This window comes from Vibrio sp. Of7-15, from assembly GCF_022347565.1.
In the GTDB taxonomy this organism is placed as follows: Bacteria; Pseudomonadota; Gammaproteobacteria; order Enterobacterales; family Vibrionaceae; genus NORP241.
This window is the reverse complement of record NZ_JAKRGH010000001.1, coordinates 588561-610212: the sequence shown is the minus strand read 5'-3', so window position 1 is coordinate 610212 and position 21652 is coordinate 588561. Positions and strand designations below refer to the sequence as shown.

At 41.6% G+C, this 21652-nt stretch carries 16 protein-coding genes; 9 read left to right on the top strand and 7 right to left on the bottom strand.

Annotation, left to right across the window (positions count from 1 at the left end; translation table 11 throughout):
• Positions 1 to 24: 24 nt before the first annotated feature.
• Positions 25 to 2067, bottom strand: a complete 2043-nt coding sequence (locus MHO82_RS02430) for a diguanylate cyclase (RefSeq protein WP_239182249.1) — start codon at positions 2065 to 2067, stop codon at positions 25 to 27.
• Positions 2068 to 2505: 438 nt separating this feature from the next.
• Here MHO82_RS02430 and MHO82_RS02425 point away from each other — a divergent pair, with 438 nt between their 5' ends.
• Together MHO82_RS02425 and MHO82_RS02420 are read left to right on the top strand one after the other, a co-directional pair.
• Positions 2506 to 3234, top strand: a complete 729-nt coding sequence (locus MHO82_RS02425; protein WP_239182248.1) for a transporter substrate-binding domain-containing protein — start codon at positions 2506 to 2508, stop codon at positions 3232 to 3234.
• A gap of 76 nt (positions 3235 to 3310) precedes the next feature.
• Positions 3311 to 4042 carry a transporter substrate-binding domain-containing protein gene (locus MHO82_RS02420; protein WP_239182247.1) on the top strand — a complete coding sequence of 244 codons (732 nt, stop codon included), beginning with the start codon at positions 3311 to 3313 and terminating at the stop codon, positions 4040 to 4042.
• A gap of 106 nt (positions 4043 to 4148) precedes the next feature.
• Here MHO82_RS02420 and MHO82_RS02415 read toward each other — a convergent pair whose 3' ends face one another.
• The 4 genes from MHO82_RS02415 to MHO82_RS02400 form a co-directional block, all read right to left on the bottom strand.
• The gene (locus tag MHO82_RS02415) at positions 4149 to 5600 is read right to left on the bottom strand and encodes a bifunctional 2-methylcitrate dehydratase/aconitate hydratase (protein ID WP_239182246.1); all 1452 of its coding nucleotides are present in this window, start codon (positions 5598 to 5600) and stop codon (positions 4149 to 4151) included.
• 19 nt (positions 5601 to 5619) lie between these two features.
• Positions 5620 to 6786 carry a 2-methylcitrate synthase gene (gene prpC, locus MHO82_RS02410; protein WP_239182245.1) on the bottom strand — a complete coding sequence of 389 codons (1167 nt, stop codon included), beginning with the start codon at positions 6784 to 6786 and terminating at the stop codon, positions 5620 to 5622.
• 132 nt (positions 6787 to 6918) lie between these two features.
• A complete protein-coding gene (gene prpB / locus MHO82_RS02405) occupies positions 6919 to 7803 on the bottom strand; it encodes a methylisocitrate lyase (RefSeq protein ID WP_239182244.1) in 885 nt (294 codons plus the stop codon).
• A 58-nt stretch (positions 7804 to 7861) separates the two neighbouring features.
• Positions 7862 to 8581, bottom strand: coding sequence for a GntR family transcriptional regulator (locus MHO82_RS02400; protein WP_239182279.1), 720 nt, complete (start codon positions 8579 to 8581; stop codon positions 7862 to 7864).
• Between the two features lie 306 nt (positions 8582 to 8887).
• Here MHO82_RS02400 and MHO82_RS02395 point away from each other — a divergent pair, with 306 nt between their 5' ends.
• Entirely contained in the window at positions 8888 to 10858 is a 1971-nt protein-coding gene (locus MHO82_RS02395) for a RecQ family ATP-dependent DNA helicase (protein ID WP_239182243.1), read from the top strand.
• A 16-nt stretch (positions 10859 to 10874) separates the two neighbouring features.
• Here the strand turns inward: MHO82_RS02395 and MHO82_RS02390 are convergent, their stop codons facing one another.
• Positions 10875 to 12821: an ATP-binding protein gene (locus MHO82_RS02390; protein ID WP_239182242.1), complete on the bottom strand. Its 1947-nt coding sequence runs from the start codon at positions 12819 to 12821 to the stop codon at positions 10875 to 10877.
• 12 nt (positions 12822 to 12833) lie between these two features.
• Positions 12834 to 13784 carry an ABC transporter substrate-binding protein gene (locus MHO82_RS02385; protein ID WP_239182241.1) on the bottom strand — a complete coding sequence of 317 codons (951 nt, stop codon included), beginning with the start codon at positions 13782 to 13784 and terminating at the stop codon, positions 12834 to 12836.
• A gap of 446 nt (positions 13785 to 14230) precedes the next feature.
• Here MHO82_RS02385 and MHO82_RS02380 point away from each other — a divergent pair, with 446 nt between their 5' ends.
• The 6 genes from MHO82_RS02380 (at position 14231) to MHO82_RS02355 (ending at position 21607) form a co-directional block, all read left to right on the top strand.
• Positions 14231 to 15316: a TRAP transporter substrate-binding protein gene (locus tag MHO82_RS02380; RefSeq protein WP_239182240.1), complete on the top strand. Its 1086-nt coding sequence runs from the start codon at positions 14231 to 14233 to the stop codon at positions 15314 to 15316.
• A 65-nt stretch (positions 15317 to 15381) separates the two neighbouring features.
• On the top strand, positions 15382 to 15906 hold the full coding sequence (locus MHO82_RS02375; protein ID WP_239182239.1) for a TRAP transporter small permease subunit: 525 nt from the start codon (positions 15382 to 15384) through the stop codon (positions 15904 to 15906).
• Positions 15907 to 15918: 12 nt separating this feature from the next.
• Entirely contained in the window at positions 15919 to 17202 is a 1284-nt protein-coding gene (locus tag MHO82_RS02370) for a TRAP transporter large permease subunit (protein ID WP_239182238.1), read from the top strand.
• Positions 17203 to 17330: 128 nt separating this feature from the next.
• Positions 17331 to 18698, top strand: a complete 1368-nt coding sequence (locus MHO82_RS02365) for a cache domain-containing protein (protein ID WP_239182237.1) — start codon at positions 17331 to 17333, stop codon at positions 18696 to 18698.
• A gap of 17 nt (positions 18699 to 18715) precedes the next feature.
• A complete protein-coding gene (locus MHO82_RS02360) occupies positions 18716 to 19354 on the top strand; it encodes a response regulator transcription factor (protein ID WP_239182236.1) in 639 nt (212 codons plus the stop codon).
• Positions 19355 to 19477: 123 nt separating this feature from the next.
• Entirely contained in the window at positions 19478 to 21607 is a 2130-nt protein-coding gene (locus MHO82_RS02355; protein WP_239182235.1) for a methyl-accepting chemotaxis protein, read from the top strand.
• Positions 21608 to 21652 lie beyond the last annotated feature (45 nt).

Below are 21652 nucleotides of genomic sequence, written 5' to 3'. Positions count from 1 at the left end.
GTTTATATACAAGAAAACAGCCATTTAACACTTATTTGATACTATCTCATCACCATAGTTTTTATTTTCACTATTGTCTGAAGAGAAATGAATCATATGGTAACGCCCTTTCCCGGACATTTTTGCATGATACATGGCACCATCAGCCGCCTTGAGTAATTCGTCTTGTAAGTAACGCTTCCCGCCCGTAACAATATTAACCCCGATACTTGCTCCAACAAACATGGCTTCATTTTTATAAAACATAGGCTTTTTCAATGATTCCAGCATACGTGTCACAAGAGCTTTAATGTGTTTTTCGTTATCCACATAATCAATTAAAATAACAAATTCATCACCCGCTAATCGAGCCACAGTATCGGTACTTCTTACCGACTCACATAATCGTTGAGCCACCGCTTTAAGCACTAAATCCCCGGCATCATGGCCAAATGTATCATTAACTAATTTAAAACCATCCAGATCCAAATACAGTACAGCAAATTGAGCATGAGTATTTAAGTGAGCATGAATTGTCTTATCAAGAACTTGATGTAATTTGGCTCTATTGGCTAAGCCCGTTAATGAATCATGATGAGCCATATGATCTAAACGCTCGACTTCTTTAACTGTACTCATGTCAGAAGCCATTAATACAATACTATCTTCTTCGGTATGTTGTTCAGCATGAATTTTGGTTGCTTTAACAAACATCGGGACCAAGCCTCCATTTTTATGGCGCTCCCATAGCTCTCCTTGCCATTGACCATACCTTTCTAGCGACTCTGCAATATCATCGGCTAATGCAGCAAACTGCTGACATTCAAAAACAGAGCGTAATTTTTTCCCATGTAGCTCTTGCTGACTATAACCAAGCAACCTCGTGACAGCTGGGTTTGTCATTGTAACCACCCCTTCAGGCGTTAAAATAATCAAACCATCTTGGCTATTTTCAAAAACACCCGCAGCCAACTTTTGCCTTCTAATGGCTCGTTGTTTTTCCGTTACGTCTTCAATAGCAAATAAAATCTGTTCTTTATCCGCTAACCTTTTTGAAGACATACTATAAGTAATACTTTTTCCAAACGAATCAGTCGATGTAATGAAAGTATCGTCTAAAAAAATCGTACCGTGAAAGGCTTGTTGAAGTAAGTTTTTATCTGGTTCCGATGGATTAACAATAGATAAAAAACTCTGATCAATGAGATCAGTTGGAGATTGCTTAAATACCCGCCCAGAAGCTTCATTGGCTAGGTCCACCGTTCCTTTGTTATTTACCGCTAACAAAGCATGTTGAACAGTTTGAATAACATCGTCAGCGTAAGCTTTTTCTTTTGCTAACTTATCAAGTGTGTAATGAACTTGCCGCTCACGCTCATGCAGTTTATCCAACATAGTATTAAAGCAGTCCACCAGCTCTCCAAGTTCATCTTCTGTTCTTACTACTGGTCGAACAAAGTCACCACGATGCTCAATCACCCCTCTCATAGCATGAATAAGATCAGTAACTGGAGTAATAACCCAGTTTTGAATTCGCTGAATTAAACACAAACCTAACAGCAATAAAATAACGAACAGAAGTGTACTGGTTTGAAATAAGCGCAGCTTACCTTGAGTAAAGCGCTCTAATGACACGGTAATACGCATCATTGCTAATTGTTCAGTACCTACTGTAACGGGAAGAAGGATATAAAGAAAATTACTACCAATACTAACCCCGTCGCTTCGAATTTCTGCTGCTTCTAGCTCATTAGGTTGTATAAAGCTCACAGATGGCTCTTGATAAGTCACAAAAGATTCATCACTTTTTATGTCCCAAACCACCACTTTTACAATTTCTTTATCCACTTTAAACGCCGATAATACTTCTTCCGCTGCATACTTATCATCAAATAATAAAGCCGCTTGCATGTTTACAGCCACCCCATTAGCAAGCACTTGTACCCGTTCAATTAAGCTCTTCTTTTCATATTCGATGGTGGTGTAATAAGTGTAAATTTGGAAACTGCAAAAAACGCAAAAAGTAAACGCAAGGATGGGAATAGACAATTTTTGGCGCAAAGATAGACGATGAATAAAATAATTCATTATTCACCTCCTTGTACTAATGTCGCTACACACAAAAGTGGAGAAGTAATACTCAGCCCGGAACTTTTTATAGTGGTATATGTGAAAGGACTTACCCAAAAGCATGATAAAGACAGAATAAATACATACAAAAATCGATTCATCAACACTCCCATGCCGATCTCAAATAATTTCTTTTATATCTAAGGCATACCCCTCATCGTAATGAAGGCCACCATAACTTACTGCATATCATTCTATCTTCTTATTGAGAATTGCATACACTACAGACGCAACATCATCTGAATTTTCCAAATTTCGGGACACAAGAAGAGACTTGAGTAACAACTTGAGATAAACCACCCAATGACATCTGTACAAGTTTGAGAAGCCACTAAATAAACCTATCCTGTAAATTGACTACACTTGTTAAGAGCAAAATAGTTTTGAGTGAACACCATGAAAGTATTGGTTTTGTTAATTCTGGCTTTCATATCTTCAGGGTTACACGCTAGACAAATCTCAATGGAAACAACCTCTTGGGAGCCTTTTTATAATGACACCTTACTTAACAATGGTGTCATTGTGGAAATTGTTAACCGAGCTTTTCAGCGTGTTGGACATGATACAGCTGTTCGCTTTGTGGTGTGGCGCAGAGCCATGAGAAATGTAAAAGCGGGTGATGTGGATGTTCTAGTCGGGGCTTATTACACTAAAGAAAGAGATAAAAACTATCGCTTTAGCGATCCTATCTTTGATATCGATATCGGCTTTATCGCTTTAAAATCTTTAAACCTGACACATTACCGCAAATTAGATGATCTAAAAGGTTACAGCATAGGTATTGGTGATGATTGGTCTTATGGAGAAGAGTTTGATAAAGCACCATTAAAAAAGGAAACGGTGATCAGCTCTACACAGAACGTCAAAAAACTCTTTCGAAATCGAGTCGACCTAATCGCGATGGCCATTCCTGTATTCCACTATGAACGTAACATGCTAAAGCACAATAAGAATGATGAGATTGTCATTTTATCTCCCCTCATAACCAGTCAACCTTTACACATCATGGTCGGGCGAAACTTGAAAGATGGTGTGCAGATCATCGAAGATTTTAATCGTGGATTAAAAGCCATCAAAGCCGATGGCACTTATGATCATTTATTAAAAAAGCACGGCTTTAAGTAACTTCAAATCTCAAAAGCCTGTTTCTGACATTGACTACACTATAAGTATTCCTATTTGCTACAACGGTTACTTACTAATGAAAGCTCTGCTTCCTTTACTGCTTATTTTCTGCTCCATTACCACGTATTCTCGTGAAATAACCATGGAATCGGTAGCTTGGGAGCCATTTTACAGTGATACTCTTTTAAACAACGGCATCGTTAATGAAATCGTGGATACCGCATTTAAAGAAGCTGGCTATACAACAGACATCCAGTTTTTTTCTTGGCGTCGTGCTATGCAGAATGTGAAAGAGGGAAATACTGATGTGTTGCTTGGTGCCTACTATACCGAGGAAAGAAACAAAATCTATCGCTACAGTAAGCCTATTTTTGATATCGATATTGGCTTAATTGCTCTTGAAGAGCTCGGGATTGTGCAATACGACCAATTGGAAGATTTAAAAAAATACACTATTGGTGTTGGCGATGACTGGTCTTATGGAGAAGAGTTTGATTCCGCGACCTACTTAAACAAAGATCCTGTCATCAGCTCTACCCAGAATGTGCGTAAGCTCTTTAGAAATCGCGTTGATATGATTGCGATGGCTATTCCTGTTTTTAAATACGAGTACAACCAAATTCGCCGTAATAAGAAAAACAAAGTTGTAATTTTAAAACCCTTACTCGCCTCCCAACCTATCTATATCATGGTTGGTAGAAGCCTTCCTGATGGAGAAAAAATCATCGAAGATTTCAACAGAGGATTGGATATCATCAAAAAAAATGGTACTTACGATCATCTACTCAAAAAGCATGGGTTTAAATAATGGACACTATTATCAAGAAGAAGCAGGCAGCCGCATCGAACTGCCTGCTTTGACCCTTAATGATTTGTAGTACTCATGCTTAACGGCATTAATATTTAAATAGGCACTAGTTTATCGTAAACAACTCCATAAACTCGTTCACATAAGTCGCTTCTAAGCGTTGTTGATCACAGCACAATTCAAAAATGTTATTGCTTTTAGCCACAGGGAATCGAGTATTTAAGTTACTCAGAAACTTCTGTTCAAGCACTGGAATACCTTCTTCACGGCGACGACGGTGCCCTATAGGATATTCCACTTCAATTTTTTCCGTTGAAGTGCCATCAGAAAAATGAATTTGAATGGCATTCGCGATGGATCGCTTATCCGATTCCAAGTATTCGGCGCTATAACGTGGGTCTTCGATAATTTCCATTTTCTCGCGTAGCAAATCAATGCGAGGATCAGCATGATGGAAGCTATCCTCATAGTGTTCTGCAATCAAATCACCATATATAAGAGGCACTGCTATCATATATTGCAAGCAATGATCGCGATCTGCTGGGTTTGCCAAGTCACCCACCTTGGAAATGATACGTATTGCTGACTCGTGAGTGATGACTTCAATCTTCTCGATTTGGTCAATACGATCTTTCACTTGTTCATGTAGAGTTACCGCTGCCTCAACCGCAGTTTGTGAATGGAACTCTGCTGGGAATGAGATTTTAAAAAGCACATTTTCCATAACATAGCTATTAAATGACTGATTAACTTTAAAAGACTCTCCTTTAAACAGCACATCATAATAACCCCACTGTGGTGCTGTTAGTACCGATGGTAATCCCATTTCTCCCTTCATGGTGATCATGGCTAAGCGTACTGCACGTGAAGTTGCGTCTCCTGCTGCCCATGATTTTCGTGATCCTGCATTAGGCGCATGGCGATAAGTACGAAGTGAGCAACCATCGACCCAAGCTTGAGACACCGCATCAATAATCTGCTCTTTCGTTCCTCCCAGCATCTTGGTGACGACAGCAGTCGAAGCCACTCGAACCAACAAGACATGATCTAATCCAACACGGTTATAGCTGTTTTCTAAAGCGAGTACACCTTGAATCTCATGCGCTTTGATCATTGCCGTTAGCACATCACGCATGGTTAGTGGCTCTTTCCCCTGAGACACAGCAACACGACTCAAGTAGTCCGCAGTGGCCAAAATTCCACCTAAATTGTCAGATGGGTGCCCCCACTCTGCCGCCAGCCAAGTATCATTAAAATCTAACCAGCGGATCATGCAACCAATATTAAATGCAGCAGTAACCGGATCCAGTTCATGAGAAGTACCTGGCACACGAGCCCCATTTTGCACGGTTGTTCCAGGAACAATAGGTCCCATGTGTTTTGTGCATTCAGGAAAGCGCAGTGCTAGCAAACCGCAACCTATGGTATCCATCAAGCAATTTCTGGCTGTGTTATAAGCTTCGGTTGATTCAATCTCGGTATCGACAACGTATTGCGCAATTTCTACCAATAATGCATCTGGTGCTGGGCGTTCATTAATATCTACATTTGTACTCATTATTCTTACTTCCTTGTAATTATCGCTTCTCAATTGGTAACCAATCTTGATGTTCTGGGCCTTCGTAATCCGCGCTCGGGCGGATAATACGGTTATGCGCCCGTTGTTCGAACACATGAGCCGCCCAGCCTGTCACTCGACTCATAACAAAAATAGGCGTGAACAATTTAGTGGGTATACCTAAGAAGTGATAAGCAGAAGCATGGAAAAAATCCGCATTACAAAACAGATTTTTCTCGCGTTTCATGACTTGCTCAACACGCTCTGAAACCGGATATAACACAGTGTCCCCAGCGTCATGAGCTAATTTTTTCGACCACTCTTTGATCAGCGCATTACGAGGATCCGATTCTCGGTAAATTGCATGACCAAACCCCATGATTTTTTCTTTTTTGCTCAACATAGATAAAATGCCAGCTTCCGCTTCATCAGGAGTTTTCCATTGAGAAATCATCTGCATGGCCGCTTCGTTTGCCCCGCCATGTAATGGCCCACGTAATGTTCCGATTGCCGCCGTAATACAAGAGTGCAAATCCGATAGAGTGGAAGCACATACCCTTGCAGCAAAAGTGGAAGCATTAAATTCATGCTCAGCGTACAAAACCAATGAACAATGCATCACTCTACGATGTAATTCAGATGGCGATTTATCGGTCAACATTTTTAAGAAATAGCCACCAATACAATCTTCATCACCACCATCGTCGTTATAGTTCGTGTTAATTCGAACACCATCATGACTAAAACGGTACCAATAACAAATAATGGCAGGTAATAAGGCCAAAATACGATCGGCTCTTTCTTCTTGCTCACCAAACTCTTTTTCTTGCTCAAGATTACCTAACATGGAACAACCTGTGCGCATCACATCCATTGGGTGAGCTGTTTTAGGAATCGTTTCTAGTACTTGGCGTAATTCAATAGGCAAGCCGCGATACCCAACCAAGGTGGCTTTATATCCTTCCAGCTCAGCGCGAGTTGGTAGCTTGCCTTTCAAAAGCAAGTACGCCACTTCTTCAAACTCAGCATGATGAGCCAAATCTGAAATATCATAACCACGATAGGTTAAGCCAGTTCCCGTTTTTCCGACAGTACACAGTGAAGTATGGCCAGCACATTGACCACGCAGACCTTCACCAGCAAGAGTAGAATGTCCTTTTGTTGCAGCTACGACTTTATCAGACATAGCAAGCTCCTTATATTAGTGCTTTCATGCTCTACGGCACGTAAAAGCGTTCACGTTATTGGATTTATTGTTTTTATGCTTATTTTCTTATTCTAAATTTGCGCTAATAAAAACCTACTTAGCCACCAGCTGTTATTTTGATTTATCAGCATCAAACAGTTTATCGAGTGTTTGCTCATAGCCGTGATAACCAAGATAGTGATAAAGTTCTTCTCGGGTTTGCATACTCTCTAGCAACCCTTCTTGATTACCCGTAGTCAACAGGTGCTGATAAGTATTTAAAGCCGCTTTATTCATCGCTCTGAATGCGGTTAACGGATACAAAACCATATCCACACCTGATCGCGCTAACTCTTCACAACTAAACAACGGGGTTTGACCAAACTCAGTAATGTTAGCGAGTACCGGCACATTAACGGCCTCACAAAATTGCTTATACTGATCTAATGTTTTCACCGCTTCAGGAAAAATCATGTCTGCCCCCGCTTCTACACATGCCACCGCACGTTCTATAGCAGCATCCATACCTTCAACGGCCAATGCATCGGTACGAGCCATGATCACAAAATAATCATTAGTTCGAGCATCCACCGCTGATTTAATCCTATCGACCATTTCTTGCTGGCTCACAATGGCTTTGTTTGGTCGGTGACCACAACGCTTTTGCGCAACTTGGTCTTCCATATGTATCGCTGCAACACCCGCTTTTTCCATCTCTTTCACAGTACGAGCTATATTGAATACACCGCCAAACCCCGTATCAATATCTACTAGCAGTGGAACCGTTGATGCCGAGGTAATACGCCTTACATCTTCCAGTACATCATTAAGTGTGGTTATGCCTAAATCAGGTAATCCATAAGAGGCATTTGCTATCCCACCACCAGATAAATAAATCGCTTGGTGGCCTACTTGCTCAGCCATCATGGCGCAGTAAGGGTTAATCGTGCCGACAATTTGAAGTGGATTATTTTCCTTAACTGCTAACCGAAATTTAGCCCCCGGACTTAAATTCATTGCATGTTCTCCTTAGGTCTTTAACTACCTAATCATAGATACTCTAAGTAATAGCAGCTCAATCAAAAGATTCTGATAACTGCTGCTCCAGTAATTTTCGACTTCGTGAAATATGGCGACGCATTAATAATTCTGCCAACTCCCCATCACGTTCACGGATCGCTGATAAAATTTGATGATGTTCATGTAATGCATTTGATGGACGAGAGTGGGAACGTGGCGATTGATAACGATACATTCTAAGTAGATGATACAATTCATCGCATAGCAAACCGATAAGCTTTTGGTTCCCACTCCCTTTGATTATCCGGTAATGAAAATCAAAATCGCCATGTTGATGAAAATAAGACGCCCCTTCCACCTGATCAATATGATCGCTGTGTGTATCTAGGAGATGCTGTAACGATGCAACTTCTGATTCCGCCATATTGATGCAAGCCAAACGTGCTGCCATTCCCTCTAACGCTTCGCGTACAGAATAAATATCAATAAGCTGTGATAAACTCATGGTCACTACTCGGGCACCAACATGAGGAACCCGCTCAACCAAGCCTAACGATTCAACTCGCATCATGGCTTCACGTAAAGGACCACGACTAACACCAAACTGCCGAGCCAGTTCAGGCTCTGAGATTTTACTCCCCGGAGGGTGATCTCCGTTAACAATCGCCTCGATTAAACACTCTGTCAGATTTTCTGACTTAGTCAGCTCTTTATCAGGCTCAACCTTTTCGACACTGTTTCTGTCGACAGCATTTACCACCTCTGTATTTTCCATCATCACATTGTCTACAAAATAAACTCAATGACTAAAAAATAGTCTGCAAATCTGGTCAAATCAAGAATATTGTCAACAATAAAGACTAAAGTCGTACAGAAAAGTAAGGAAAAGGCTAATTTAAAACAAAGTTGTCGACAGTCTATGAAGAATCCCCAAAATGCTCATAAAGCTTGGCGAAAACTATCTACCGTTTAAGAGTAGCAGCGGAACTAGAGATTTATCGCAATGAGATGAAGGAGTTATTACGAAAAATACTGGAAATGAAGTATGATGAGTTCATATCAACACTTGAGTAGCAAGATTATGCTTAACCAGATCCTAAAAGAACATTTTGGTTTTGACCAACTAAGAACAGGCCAACAAGAAGTCATTGAAAAGATTTTATCCGGCCAATCCACTGCGGCTATTTTCCCTACCGGATCTGGAAAGTCTCTTTGCTACCAACTTCCAGCAACTCAGCTGCCCCATTTAACTTTGGTTATATCGCCTCTATTGGCATTGATGAAAGATCAACTCGATTTTCTGCACAGCAAAAACATTCCAGCCGCTTCCATAGATTCCAGCCAAACTTGGGATGAAAGCCAACAGGTAATGCGTTCTGTGCGCGAAGGCGAACTTAAGGTTTTGATGATTTCAGTAGAAAGATTAAAAAATGAGCGATTCCGTTCATTCATTTCTCAAGTACCTATCTCACTGCTGGTGGTTGATGAAGCCCACTGTATTTCAGAATGGGGTCATAATTTCCGCCCGGATTACTTAAAGTTATCTCATTACCAAAAAGAGCTGAACATTCCTCAAGTTTTATTGTTAACAGCCACAGCGACCACCAAAGTGATCAGCGATATGAGTGAAAAATTTGCCATTAAAAAAGACAACATTGTTGTTACTGGCTTCTATCGCTCTAATTTAGATTTAACCGTTGAAGCCGTGCCAGAAGATGAACGCTTAGAAAGACTCTCTTCTCTGCTGCTTCATGATCATCAATTACCTTCAATTGTGTATGTAACGCTACAACACACCGCTGAAGAGGTGGCAGAACACTTACAATCCTTAGGACTTAAAGTGCAAGCCTACCACGCGGGAATGGACTCAGAAAAACGCCAGCAAATTCAAGCAGAGTTTATGGCCGGAGAGCACCACTGCATTGTCGCTACCATCGCTTTTGGTATGGGCATTGATAAATCCGATATTCGTCGTGTGATCCACTTTGATTTGCCAAAATCTATTGAAAACTACAGCCAAGAAATTGGTCGTGCTGGCCGTGATGGCAACAACTCCACCTGTACCGTTCTAGCCAATAAAGACAACCTCACGGTATTAGAAAACTTTGTGTATGGCGACACCCCAGATCAAGAAGCAATTCAAGAACTACTCAACGAAATTAGTGCAGTTGAAACCGTAAACGGCCGCTCGTTATGGGAAGTAATTCTGGTGCGCCTATCCAATCATACGAATATTCGCCAACTTCCACTAAAAACTTTACTCGTGTATTTAGAAATGCGCGGTATTATCACCCCAGCTTACAGCTATTTTGCCGAATACAAATTCAAGTTTTTGGTTGAGCCACAAGTCATATTGAAACATTTTGAAGGGGAACGCTTACAGTTCGTCTCAGCCGTATTCCAAGCTTCGAAGCAAGCCAAAGTATGGTGTACGCCTGATTTTGATGTGATCTGGCAAACCTATGGTGCCGACCGTCAGCGTGTCATTGCCTCTTTAGATTTCTTCCATGAAAAAGGTTGGATTGCACTGGAGACAAAACTCATGACTGAGGTTTATCACGTCAATCAACGTCCAAATCAAGTGTACAATCTAGCTTCCGATCTACATCAACTCTTTACTCAAAAAGAAGATAACGAAATCAACCGCATTGCCAATTTAATTGATTTCTTTGAGTCCACCAGCTGCCTGAGCGCAAAACTTGCCAGTTATTTTGGTGATAACAACGCCCCACAACAATGTGATCATTGCTCGGTATGTCGCGGAAAAAATGTTCAGCTACCAAACAGTTATGAAGGGCTGACGATCAACCCCAATTTATTACAAGTGTGGTTACAGCCTTTTATTGCCGCTTTTCATAAAGAAACTCATGTTGTCCCTAGTTATAAGGCACAAACACGTTTCTTATGCGGCATTACTTTCCCAATGGCCACCAAAGTTCGAGCGAGGAAAATGGAAGGGTTTGGCCAACTGGAAAGACTGCCTTTCAAACAGGTCCTAGAGCAGCTAACAAACAACGGCGAGCAGCATAATATTTATCAGCCGCCTTTCTAATCGTCTCCTAGCCCAGTCAGAGTTCACTCTTTAGCTCTGATTGGGCAACTTGTTTAAACCGAGCTTTACCTTGCCATTTTTCTAATGCCCGCGTAATTTCATCAACTTTAAGAGGCTTAGTAATAAAATCATTCATACCAGCGTCATGACATTTATCTTTGGTTTCTTGTAGCGCACTGGCAGTAACAGCAACAATGGGACAAAAACATTCACTGCTTTCCCACTCTCGTATCTTTTTAGCGGTTTCATAACCATCAAGCACTGGCATTAAGCAGTCTAAAAACACTAAATCGAAACTTTGCTCAGTAAAAAGCTCAAACGCTACTTGGCCATTTTCTGCCAACACCACCTCATGCCCCATCTTACTCAACATGGCATTCAAAATTTTCAGGTTTAAAGGGGTATCATCAACGACTAGAACACGTAAAGGCTTCAATACACTGAGTTGCGGCGTTACATAACGGTGCACAGAGCTTTTACAGCCAACCTCCTGCTCTGCTACTGGCATCCGAACGCACACTCGAAATCGAGTACCAACACCAACCTCAGAAGAAACGTCAATGGAGCCTTTCATCGCTTCAACTAAACTTTTGCAAATGGCAAGCCCAAGCCCAGTACCTGCTGTTTTACGTGTCGAAGAGGAGTCTAGTTGCACAAACTGTTTAAACAGCTGCGTTTGCTGCTCTTTACTCATACCTATGCCAGTATCTTCGATGACAATTTGAAATTCAGCGTCTTTCTCCGTAAGCAAGATGACTTTCATACTCAACTTAATATGACCATACTCGGTAAATTTATAAGCATTACTTAGAAGATTCACAATCACTTGCTTTAGCCGTGCCGCATCACCAATTAACGACGGAGTCTTTCCTTCCTGGCAATCAACAACAAACTCAAGACCTTTAGCAATCATTTGGTTACTAAACATGAGTTTACATTGCTCGAACATAAGACGGACTGAAAAAGATTCACACTCTAGTTCCAGTTTACCCGCTTCAATCTTAGAAAAATCGAGGATATCATTCACAATCAGTAGCAGCTGCTCGCCACTCGTAACCAAGCTATGTACATACTCGCTTTGCTCTTTCGACAACTCTGTTTGTTTGAGCAAGGAACCGATACCAATCACTCCATTTAATGGCGTACGAATTTCATGCGTCATGGTGGCTAAAAATTCACTCTTGGCCTGTGTGGCAGACTTAATCGCACGACTGGATGCTTGTAGCTCTTTATGTTGCTGATATTGAGTTTTCGCTTGCTCTGACAAAGCAAAGCCAAGCTGTGCAATTTCATCTTTACTCTTCGTAATATACGCTTTTGGCTCAACGTTTAAGTTCGTATCAGTAAAAGATGCTGTAATATTTTTAATGGGTTTCAACACGATGAATCGAATTAGCCCATAACAAAAACCGAGAATAATCAGCACACTAAAGCACATCACTAAGAATACTTCATGAGACAGCTTTTCCATTGAACGGCTAATTTCGTTGGTATTAATGGTTAAAAACAACGTATAAGGCACTAAACTGCGGGATGCATTATCGGGCAAATGAGTATGATAGGAAAAATATAGGACATTATTTTCGTAAGAGAGCCGATGAATCCCTGTGTCATTGCTGCTCTTCAACATGAACCTTCGTAAAGGGGCTATATCGATAAAAGAAACATGCTTATTACGGTAACGCCCTAGATTCGAAGCCACAACCATGTTGGTGCGCCTCGATAACAGCACAATATGAGAGACATCTTCATTAGCGCCGATAGAACTAACCACCTTAATGATCTCACTCGTTTTATTATCCACTGCCGCCAATAAAAAGGTATCGGTAAGTTCAAGCGCCCTGTTAGTCACTTTTCTTTCGATCAGTGAATCGGCTAAATAATGAATCCCAATCCATAAGGCAACGACAAGAGCACTAAAGAGTAAAAAAAATGGAGCAATAATCTTTGTGGATATATTCATATATACCCTCCATTACTCTTGCTTGTAAGGGGTAATCAAAGGCACTGCATCTGCACATTTAAAGCTGACTGTTTTTGATTCGCTCAGCACTCGGCATACGTTACTGATATTGTGTTTTAAAACCGTGCTTTTTAATATTTCAGGCTGAGATTCAGAGGAATTAATGGCCACCCCATTTAACGCTTCTGTAAATTCCCCAACCGTTATCCCTTCTCTATCGGCCATGATTTTATATGCCTCAGCGCGGTTTCTTTGGGCATAATCCAGTGCCATTTGCCAAGCTTGATGAAACTTCGCTACCCATTCGGGATCAGAATCAATCATATCTAATCTTACCGAAACAACATCAATGACTTCTAGAGGGATTTCCGACGTAGAAAAGAGCTCTTTAAATTCATGATTTCTCAATATTTCTGTAGAGTATGGTGGATAAGTCACCGCAGCATCAATGGTTCCATTTTTAATTTTTTCAAGCATATTCAACTGCTCGACATGCGTGAAATCGACATCGTCTAACGTCAAGTCTATACGTTCTAATGCCCTAACAAGAATAAACATGCCCAACGAGCCAATCTCACCAGCAATCCGCTTCCCCTTTAAATCAGATAAAAAAGTCAGTTCCGATTTGGCAACAATCACATCGCCACCATCGGAATAATCAGGTACAAGCACAATCGAAAGAGGTACTTGCGTGATCCCCGCCGCTTGTACGGCCTCAATCATGGTACTGGCCATACCGTCTACTCGTCCTTGAATATACAAACGCTGAACATCGGAAAGTGAAGACATTTCGACCAACTCAACATCGAGCCCTACCTCAGCAAAGTATTTCTTTTGAGCCGCCAAATACAAAAACTCATAACCGGGCCAAGGGTTAATGGCGATTCGAACTTTGGGTGGAACAAACGCATCAGAACAAGCAGTAAGTACAAATACGGCAATAAGAATAGTCGCTCTCTTCATTAATTCCTCCCTGAAATCATAACTCATTGAAGTTAAGCGCTAACTTATTATAGTAGATAAATTCAATCCTTCTTTTATCTACCCTAGCACTGTATCCGAATACGTTCATTCCGCGGTACTTTCAAGCCCTATACAGGCTAAATCAAAGTCTCCAAACAAAACTAAAATTGACAATCATCACAGTTTCATTACTTTCCTCCTAACAAAGTAAGAAGAAAACTACGTAGTCGACTTTGTAAAATGAAAAAGAAACACGAAGTCATAAGCTATTAATTTAATAGGATATTTATAAAAAGCACCAGTAAACCACTACGTGTAACTACGTAAGACTTAAGTAAAAGAAGATTAACTTTCACTAATTTCTTGCGTGATTCCCCTGATTTAAGTCCTATCAAACATTCGCCAACCTGATATCGAATACAACAATCATATCAAGGACGTAAATCATGAGTCTTATCAAAAGATCCATAAAAAAAGCACTCATTACGGTCAGTGCCTGCGCCGCAATCATGGCAAGCAGCAGCGCGATGGCCGCCGATAAGGTATACCGTTTAAAGCTCGCTGAAACTTGGGGACCAAACTTCCCTATTTTTGGCGATGCCACAAAGAACATGGCAAAAATGGCCGAAGAGATGTCTAACGGACGTTTAAAAATCCGTATCGACTCTGCCAATAAACACAAAGCCCCATTAGGCGTGTTTGATATGGTTAAATCAGGTCAATACGACATGGGCCACTCTGGATCTTATTATTGGAAAGGAAAAGTACCCAATACCCTTTACTTTACTTCAATGCCATTTGGCATGGTAACTGCCGAGCAATATGCATGGTTCTACCATGGCGGCGGTATGGAGCTGATGGAAAAAGTATATTCACCACATAACCTACTTTCTTTTCCTGGCGGCAATACCGACATCCAAATGGGTGGCTGGTTCCAAAAAGAAATTAATACCGTTGAAGATCTAAAAGGCCTGAAAATGCGTATTCCAGGTTTTGCAGGAGAAATTCTGGCAAAACTAGGGGCCAAACCCACTAACATTGCACCAGGTGAACTGTATACATCTCTAGAGCGTCGTACTATCGATGCGCTGGAATGGGTCGGTCCTTCGCTCGATTTACGAATGGGGTTCCACAAAATCGCTCCATACTATTACACAGGTTGGCATGAGCCGGGCTCTGAGCTGCAATTTTTAGTAAACAAGCGTACTTGGAACCGTTTACCAGAAGACTTACGTGAAATTTTACGTATTTCCATGCGTACCGCAGCGTACGACATGTACATTCATGCGACACACGAAAATGGCAAAAACTGGTCAAGCATGAAATCTGAATTCCCTGATATTCAAGTGAAAAACTTCCCACCAGAAGTGATGTCAGCCATTAAAAAAGCCAATAGCGACTTACTTGCGGCTCAAGCCTCTAAAGATGAGCTAGCAAAAGAGATCTTAGAATCTCAAGCAAATTACTTAAAAACGGTTCGTCCATGGACAGACATCTCACTAAAAGCTTACTTAGATAGCCAATCACAGTAATCACTTCACTTTATGGCTGAAGACACATTTCTTCAGCCATTTCAGCTCAAGTTTGTGGAGCTTTCATGCACAGTCTTATTTATATTGAACGTTTAATAAATCGCATTAGTGATTTTTTAGGTTGGTTATCTGCCACTCTTTTTCTTCTTTTACTCGTTAATGTCGTTTACGACGTCGTCATGCGCTACGTATTTAACGATGTTTCTATTGCCTTCCAAGAACTTGAATGGCATCTCTTTTCTGCCGTATTCTTACTCGGCATTCCTTACGCCATAAAAACAGGTGGCCACGTTCGAGTTGATATCATTTACGAACGACTAAGTATTCGTGCCAAAGCCATTATTGATTTACTCGGCACTCTTATTTTCTTGCTGCCTTTTTGTTTATTGGTCGCGTGGTTTGGCATCGATTTCGCCAAAGAGTCTTATTCGTTAGGAGAAACCTCTGGTGATCCGGGAGGTCTTGCTTACCGCTGGATAATCAAAGCCGTTATTCCGCTCTCTTTCTTTTTTATGGCAATCAGCGGGCTCGGTATGATGCTCCATGCCTTAAATCGCATTTTTAACCCGCACCTCTCTCATGATAAATAACAGGACGTAATCATGATCGGAATAGTGATGTTTCTTGTTGCACTTGGTGCCTTACTACTAGGTTTCCCTGTTGCATTTACCTTTGGCGGTATCGCTTTAATTTTTGGCTTATGGGCAGAAGGCCCTGAAATGTTTGCTTTTATGCCTTACCGCATTCAAAGCATTATGGAAAACACCATTTTAATGGCTGTCCCTCTCTTTGTTTTTATGGGGCTCGTACTGCAAAAAACCAAGCTAGCGGAGCAACTGCTGGTTTCTATGGGGCGCTTATTTGGCGGCATGAGGGGCGGCTTAGCCATTTCTACCGTATTAGTTGGATCTCTCCTTGCGGCTTCAACAGGCGTTGTAGGTGCTTCTGTTGTGGCTATGGGCTTGATTTCTCTACCCGTAATGATGAAATACAATTACGATAAGGGCCTTGCCTGCGGTACTATCTGTGCATCTGGGACATTAGGGCAAATTATTCCCCCTTCGATTGTTCTTATCCTACTCGGTGATGTGCTTGGTGTACCTGTGGGCGATTTATTCCAAGCGGCAGTCTTACCAGGGTTAGTTCTCGTCGGCGCTTATATTGTTTATATTATTATTTACAGTAAGCTCAACCCTAGTGCTGCAGAACCAATTGGCCGTGATGAAAGTGTCTCTCGCAGTGATGAAATCAAAGATGCACTCAAAGCCATCATTCCACCGTTAGCACTCATTGTTGTGGTACTAGGCTCTATTTTTGCCGGAATTGCGACTCCAACAGAATCAGCGGCACTTGGCGGAGCCGGAGCCATCATACTGGCATTAATTTACCGACAGTGTTCGTGGTCTATGCTTTACGACAGCGCCTACGAGACAGTAAAAGTAACCGCAATGGTATTTGCCATTTTATTGGGTGCAACTGCATTCTCTATGGCGTTTACCTACACGGGTGGCGATATCTTAGTCGAAGAATGGATGCTGGAGATCCCCGGAGAGAAGTGGGGCTTTTTAATTATCACCATGCTTGTCATTTTGATTCTTGGCTTCTTCATCGACTTTGTCGAAATCTGTTTTATTATTGTTCCTATTCTGGCACCTGTGGCAGAGCTTTTAGGCATTAATATGGTGTGGTTTGCCATTCTTATCGCCATGAACTTACAAACCTCTTTCTTAACACCACCGTTTGGTTTCAGCCTCTTTTATCTAAAAGGTGTTGCACCCAATGGCGTAACAACCCGACATATCTACCGAGGTGTCATGCCCTTCATACTGATTCAAGTTGCTGTATTAGGGTCTCTACTCGCTTTCCCTGAGTTTTACGGGATGTGATCTCAGGCGAGTAATCCGTGATATCACCTTCTCCTCACCCTTTAATGTTGATACTGTAACCTCTCGTTAACATTTAAGGTGAGGAGCCTCTGCCTTATCCTACAACCACCAGCAATAAGGCTTGGTTTATGTCGTTAAAATTTAAACTGATCCTGCTCACACTCATTCCAATTCTACTGATCACCGCAACTATCAGCTGGATCTCCATTCATCAAGCCCGGCAACTTGGTGAAAAAGAAGTAAAAACCTTCGAACAAAACCTGATCAAAAACCGTGAAATCGCTTTAAAAGACAGTGTCGATTTGGCCTTTGGTGCCATAGAACACATTTACCATTATGCTCGCCCTGACGATGAACAAGCCAAACAACAAGTCAAAATAATCCTGTCTAAACTGCGTTATGGCTCTGATGGTTACTTTTTTGCTTATGACGAAGAAGGCATCAATTTAGTCCACCCAGTAAAACCTGAGCTTATTGGTCAGAATCTCATCAACCTAACGGATGAAAATGGCAATTTCATTATTCAATCACTGATCGATCAAGCGCAAACAGGCGGAGGCTTCCATCGCTACCTTTGGCATAAGCCTTCAACCCAAGAAATCGTACCAAAGCTCAGTTACGCTGCTTGGTTACCGAAATGGAACTGGATGATTGGTACAGGCTTATATATTGAAGACATCAGTGAACAAGTGGAAGAAATTCGTACCACTGTTGAAACCAACATCGAAACGACTTTCATCTCCGTTATTGCCCTACTTTCTGTCACTGTCGCTGTGATTAGTGCCCTCACTTTAGCCATCAACTTACACGAGCACAAACTGGCCGATAAAAACCTGAAAGAGTTAGCTTATAAAACCGTTATGTTCCAAGAAGATGAAAAAAAACATTTAGCACGTGAGCTTCATGACGGAATCAACCAATTACTGGTTTCCAGTAAATGCCATTTAGAACTGCTTTCTCATCATATTGACTCTAACCTTAATCATCGTGCTCAAGAGCATTTGCATAAAAGTGAACACTCTCTATTAACCGCCATTAATGAAGTAAGACGCATTTCCCACAATCTACGCCCAAGCTCTTTGGATGATATTGGGCTAGAAGCTGCACTACATAGCCTGTTAACGGACTTTTCCGATCACACCAATCTCACAGTAAATACTTATATAGAAACAAAAGTGCTCGACTTACATCCCGATGTAGTCACAACCCTTTATCGTATCGTGCAAGAGTCTCTCACCAACATAGAAAAACACGCCAACGCCAATTTAGTAGAAGTTACTGTCGAACAATTGGGTGATCTACTCCAACTAGTCATACGTGACGACGGCGTAGGATTCAAAGTACAAAGCGCACTGGACGGCATGGGAATTGGTCTAAGAAACATGAGAGAACGCGTCGAGTTTATTGGCGGGCAATTTGAAATTACTGCTGAACCTAATTATGGTACAGAAATCATGGTATTACTTGATTTACCGCCACACCGTAATCACCAATAGCTAGGGAAGAAATGGCAATGGATAATATACGCGTACTACTTGTTGATGATCATAAAGTCGTTTTAGAAGGCTTTGTCGCAAGATTAGAATCAGAGCCCAATATACAAGTCGTGGCAACCGCCAGTAATGGTGAGGAGGCACTAAAAGCAGCAAAAACTCATCAACCCGATGTGGTACTCATGGACGTCAGCATGCCCGTAATGGGAGGCATTGAAGCCACCGGACTACTTAAAGAAGCCGATCCCAATATAAAAGTGCTCATGTTAACCATGCATGATAACCGTGAATACATAATGGAGGTCATGCAAGCGGGCGCTGTGGGTTATATGTTGAAAGAGATCTCCGCAGAAAACATGATCCAAGCGATCAAAACCGTTTACCAAGGATCAACTTACTTCTGTGGCTCTGTGACTCATACCCTTTTTAATCAACCTGTTGAAGTCAAGCCAATTCAGCGCACTAACCCACTAAGCCGCCGCGAAGAAATGGTATTAAGCCTTGTTGCTAAAGGCCACAGCAGCAAAAAAATCGCCAATGAATTAAACATCAGTGTGCGAACGGTAGAAACACACCGTCAAAACATTAAACACAAGTTAGATCTTCACTCTACTGCGGAGCTCGCTAAATACTGCATTGATAGAGGATTAATCTTATAGACCGAGAATAGAACTTAGGCAAACCTGATAAAGATCGACTAACTTTATAACAAAATGGCAGACCATATTGACATAGTCCCTAACTGATTATGGCCTGAAGTTATATGGAAATGGTTACCTATCATGAATCACCTTTCTATTCGCTGGAAAATGAGCTTGATCAGTGCGTTAGTGCTAACACTCGTCGTGACCATTATGGCAGTGGTTTCTATACGCTCCAGTTACACGACACAACAACAAGTCAATCAAAAAGCCCTCGATATTCTCACGCTCAAAGCTGAAAACACAATTAAACTGGCCTCTCAAAATCAAGCCTTAAACGTTAATAAAGTCTTTGACTCTGTTATCAGCCATGCAGAAATGATTGTTCGTCAGTCTCAAGCTTTTCAAAAGCAGTTTACTGAAAAAAAAATTGACGCTGGCACCTTGCGTGAAAACCTGGTTACTTTATTGCGCGACAGTACAAGAGATTTTACTGATTATTTAGGCATCTATATCGGTTATGAGCCTAATCAACTGGATAATGAGGATGCAAGTTTTGCCAACGCCTCTGATTATGGCAGTAATAGCGCAGGCCGATTTGGCACCTACTGGGCTAGAACCCCTAAAGGCGAAATAGTCAGTGAACTATTAACGGAAGAGGATCTTCTTGATACCAGCATCGCCAGTAATGGCGCTTACGAAAACAGTTGGTACAGTTGCAGTATCATGAATAAGTCCCAATGCATTCTACAACCTTATTTCGACACCATAAATGATCATGAAATATTGATGACTTCAGTCACATTACCAATCATGAGCAATAACAAAGCCATTGGTATGGTCGGCATTGATATGTCACTGACCTCACTCAACAACTTCATCAATCAGGTGGATAATGAATTTGCAAATGGCGCAGGTCGTGTGATCCTCATCGATGAGAAAAATAAGATTGTCGCTGATGATTCAAAAAATGATCATGTTGGGCAAGCCTTTTCTTCACTTTACCCTGAGCTTTCCCAGCACCTAGGTTCAAAACGCGACTTCTCTCCTATATGGGGAGAATCAAACCTATCAATTGGTACTGCAATCCCTCTAAATCAAAACCAAACCTGGACTCTAGTACTCGAAATCCCTTCTAGCTACGTTTTAGCTGATATCACTAAATTAGCCGAAACATCAGATCGTTTAATGCGAGACGGTGGACAAACGTTTATTTTCATCAGTATTGCGGTTGTGGTTACTTTGGGGTTAGGCAGTAGCCTATTTATTGGAGCGCGCATTGCGACACCACTTCAACAATTAGCTCAGCGTTTCACTGAAATTGCCAGTGGTGACGGAGACTTAACTCAAAGAGTCAATTCAAAGCGTAAAGATGAACTTGGCCGCTTAGGCTCTGGGTTCGATCAGTTCTTAGCACGCTTACAATCTACCATAAGTGAACTTGCTATCGGCATCAGCGATACGCAAAAAGCAGCCCTTCAAGCAGCAGAGCTCTCCCAAAACAGTCACAAAGGTGTCGTGCGCCAAAACGCAGAGGTCGATCATGTAGCCAGTGCTTCCGCCGAACTTTCGGCTATGGCACAACAAGTCACAGACAATGCCAATGAAGCCTCTAGTGCGGCCGATACAGCTCAAGACCGAGCAGAAAATGGTAAGAAAGTGGTCGCCACGACAGGCGAATCTATATCAGAGCTGGCTGAGCAAATTTCTGATACAGTGCCAATAGTAGATCAACTGGCTAAAGACTCTGAAAGCATAGGCTCTATTCTGGAAGTCATCCAAGGTATTGCCGAGCAAACCAATTTACTTGCCTTAAATGCCGCCATTGAAGCCGCCCGGGCAGGAGAGAATGGTCGTGGTTTTGCCGTGGTAGCCGATGAGGTTCGTACTTTAGCCAGCCGAACTCAAGATTCAGTTGAACAAATACGCACTGTGATCAGTACCTTGCAACAAGGCACAACAAAAGTTGTCACCGCGATACAGCAAGGTAATAGTAAGGCAATTCAAGTTCAAGATATTGCCCAACAAGCAGAACAAGCATTAGATGAAATTCTTCACGAAATGAATCACATCCAACAAAAAAACAACCAAATTAAAACGGCCAGTGACGAGCAACATCAAATTGCACTCAAGTTAGATGACACCATCGCCAAAATACGAAGTATTAGTCAGGAGCTGACTCATGATGCTCAGGCTTCATTAGACATGAGCGACAACTTAACCACTCTATCCCAACAACAAAAAGCCCTGATTGAAGGTTTTAAAGTTTAAACAAAGAACATAATGCCCTTTTGAGCTAGCCTACTATTCTATTTT

Bases quoted from the DNA above. Each gene is read 5' to 3' on its own strand.
- MHO82_RS02430 (WP_239182249.1), bottom strand. From the start codon at position 2,067: ATGAATTATTTTATTCATCGTCTATCTTTGCGCCAAAAATTGTCTATT.
- MHO82_RS02425 (WP_239182248.1), top strand. From the start codon at position 2,506: ATGAAAGTATTGGTTTTGTTAATTCTGGCTTTCATATCTTCAGGGTTA.
- MHO82_RS02420 (WP_239182247.1), top strand. From the start codon at position 3,311: ATGAAAGCTCTGCTTCCTTTACTGCTTATTTTCTGCTCCATTACCACG.
- MHO82_RS02415 (WP_239182246.1), bottom strand. From the start codon at position 5,600: ATGAGTACAAATGTAGATATTAATGAACGCCCAGCACCAGATGCATTA.
- prpC (WP_239182245.1), bottom strand. From the start codon at position 6,786: ATGTCTGATAAAGTCGTAGCTGCAACAAAAGGACATTCTACTCTTGCT.
- prpB (WP_239182244.1), bottom strand. From the start codon at position 7,803: ATGAATTTAAGTCCGGGGGCTAAATTTCGGTTAGCAGTTAAGGAAAAT.
- MHO82_RS02400 (WP_239182279.1), bottom strand. From the start codon at position 8,581: ATGGAAAATACAGAGGTGGTAAATGCTGTCGACAGAAACAGTGTCGAA.
- MHO82_RS02395 (WP_239182243.1), top strand. From the start codon at position 8,888: ATGCTTAACCAGATCCTAAAAGAACATTTTGGTTTTGACCAACTAAGA.
- MHO82_RS02390 (WP_239182242.1), bottom strand. From the start codon at position 12,821: ATGAATATATCCACAAAGATTATTGCTCCATTTTTTTTACTCTTTAGT.
- MHO82_RS02385 (WP_239182241.1), bottom strand. From the start codon at position 13,784: ATGAAGAGAGCGACTATTCTTATTGCCGTATTTGTACTTACTGCTTGT.
- MHO82_RS02380 (WP_239182240.1), top strand. From the start codon at position 14,231: ATGAGTCTTATCAAAAGATCCATAAAAAAAGCACTCATTACGGTCAGT.
- MHO82_RS02375 (WP_239182239.1), top strand. From the start codon at position 15,382: ATGCACAGTCTTATTTATATTGAACGTTTAATAAATCGCATTAGTGAT.
- MHO82_RS02370 (WP_239182238.1), top strand. From the start codon at position 15,919: ATGATCGGAATAGTGATGTTTCTTGTTGCACTTGGTGCCTTACTACTA.
- MHO82_RS02365 (WP_239182237.1), top strand. From the start codon at position 17,331: ATGTCGTTAAAATTTAAACTGATCCTGCTCACACTCATTCCAATTCTA.
- MHO82_RS02360 (WP_239182236.1), top strand. From the start codon at position 18,716: ATGGATAATATACGCGTACTACTTGTTGATGATCATAAAGTCGTTTTA.
- MHO82_RS02355 (WP_239182235.1), top strand. From the start codon at position 19,478: ATGAATCACCTTTCTATTCGCTGGAAAATGAGCTTGATCAGTGCGTTA.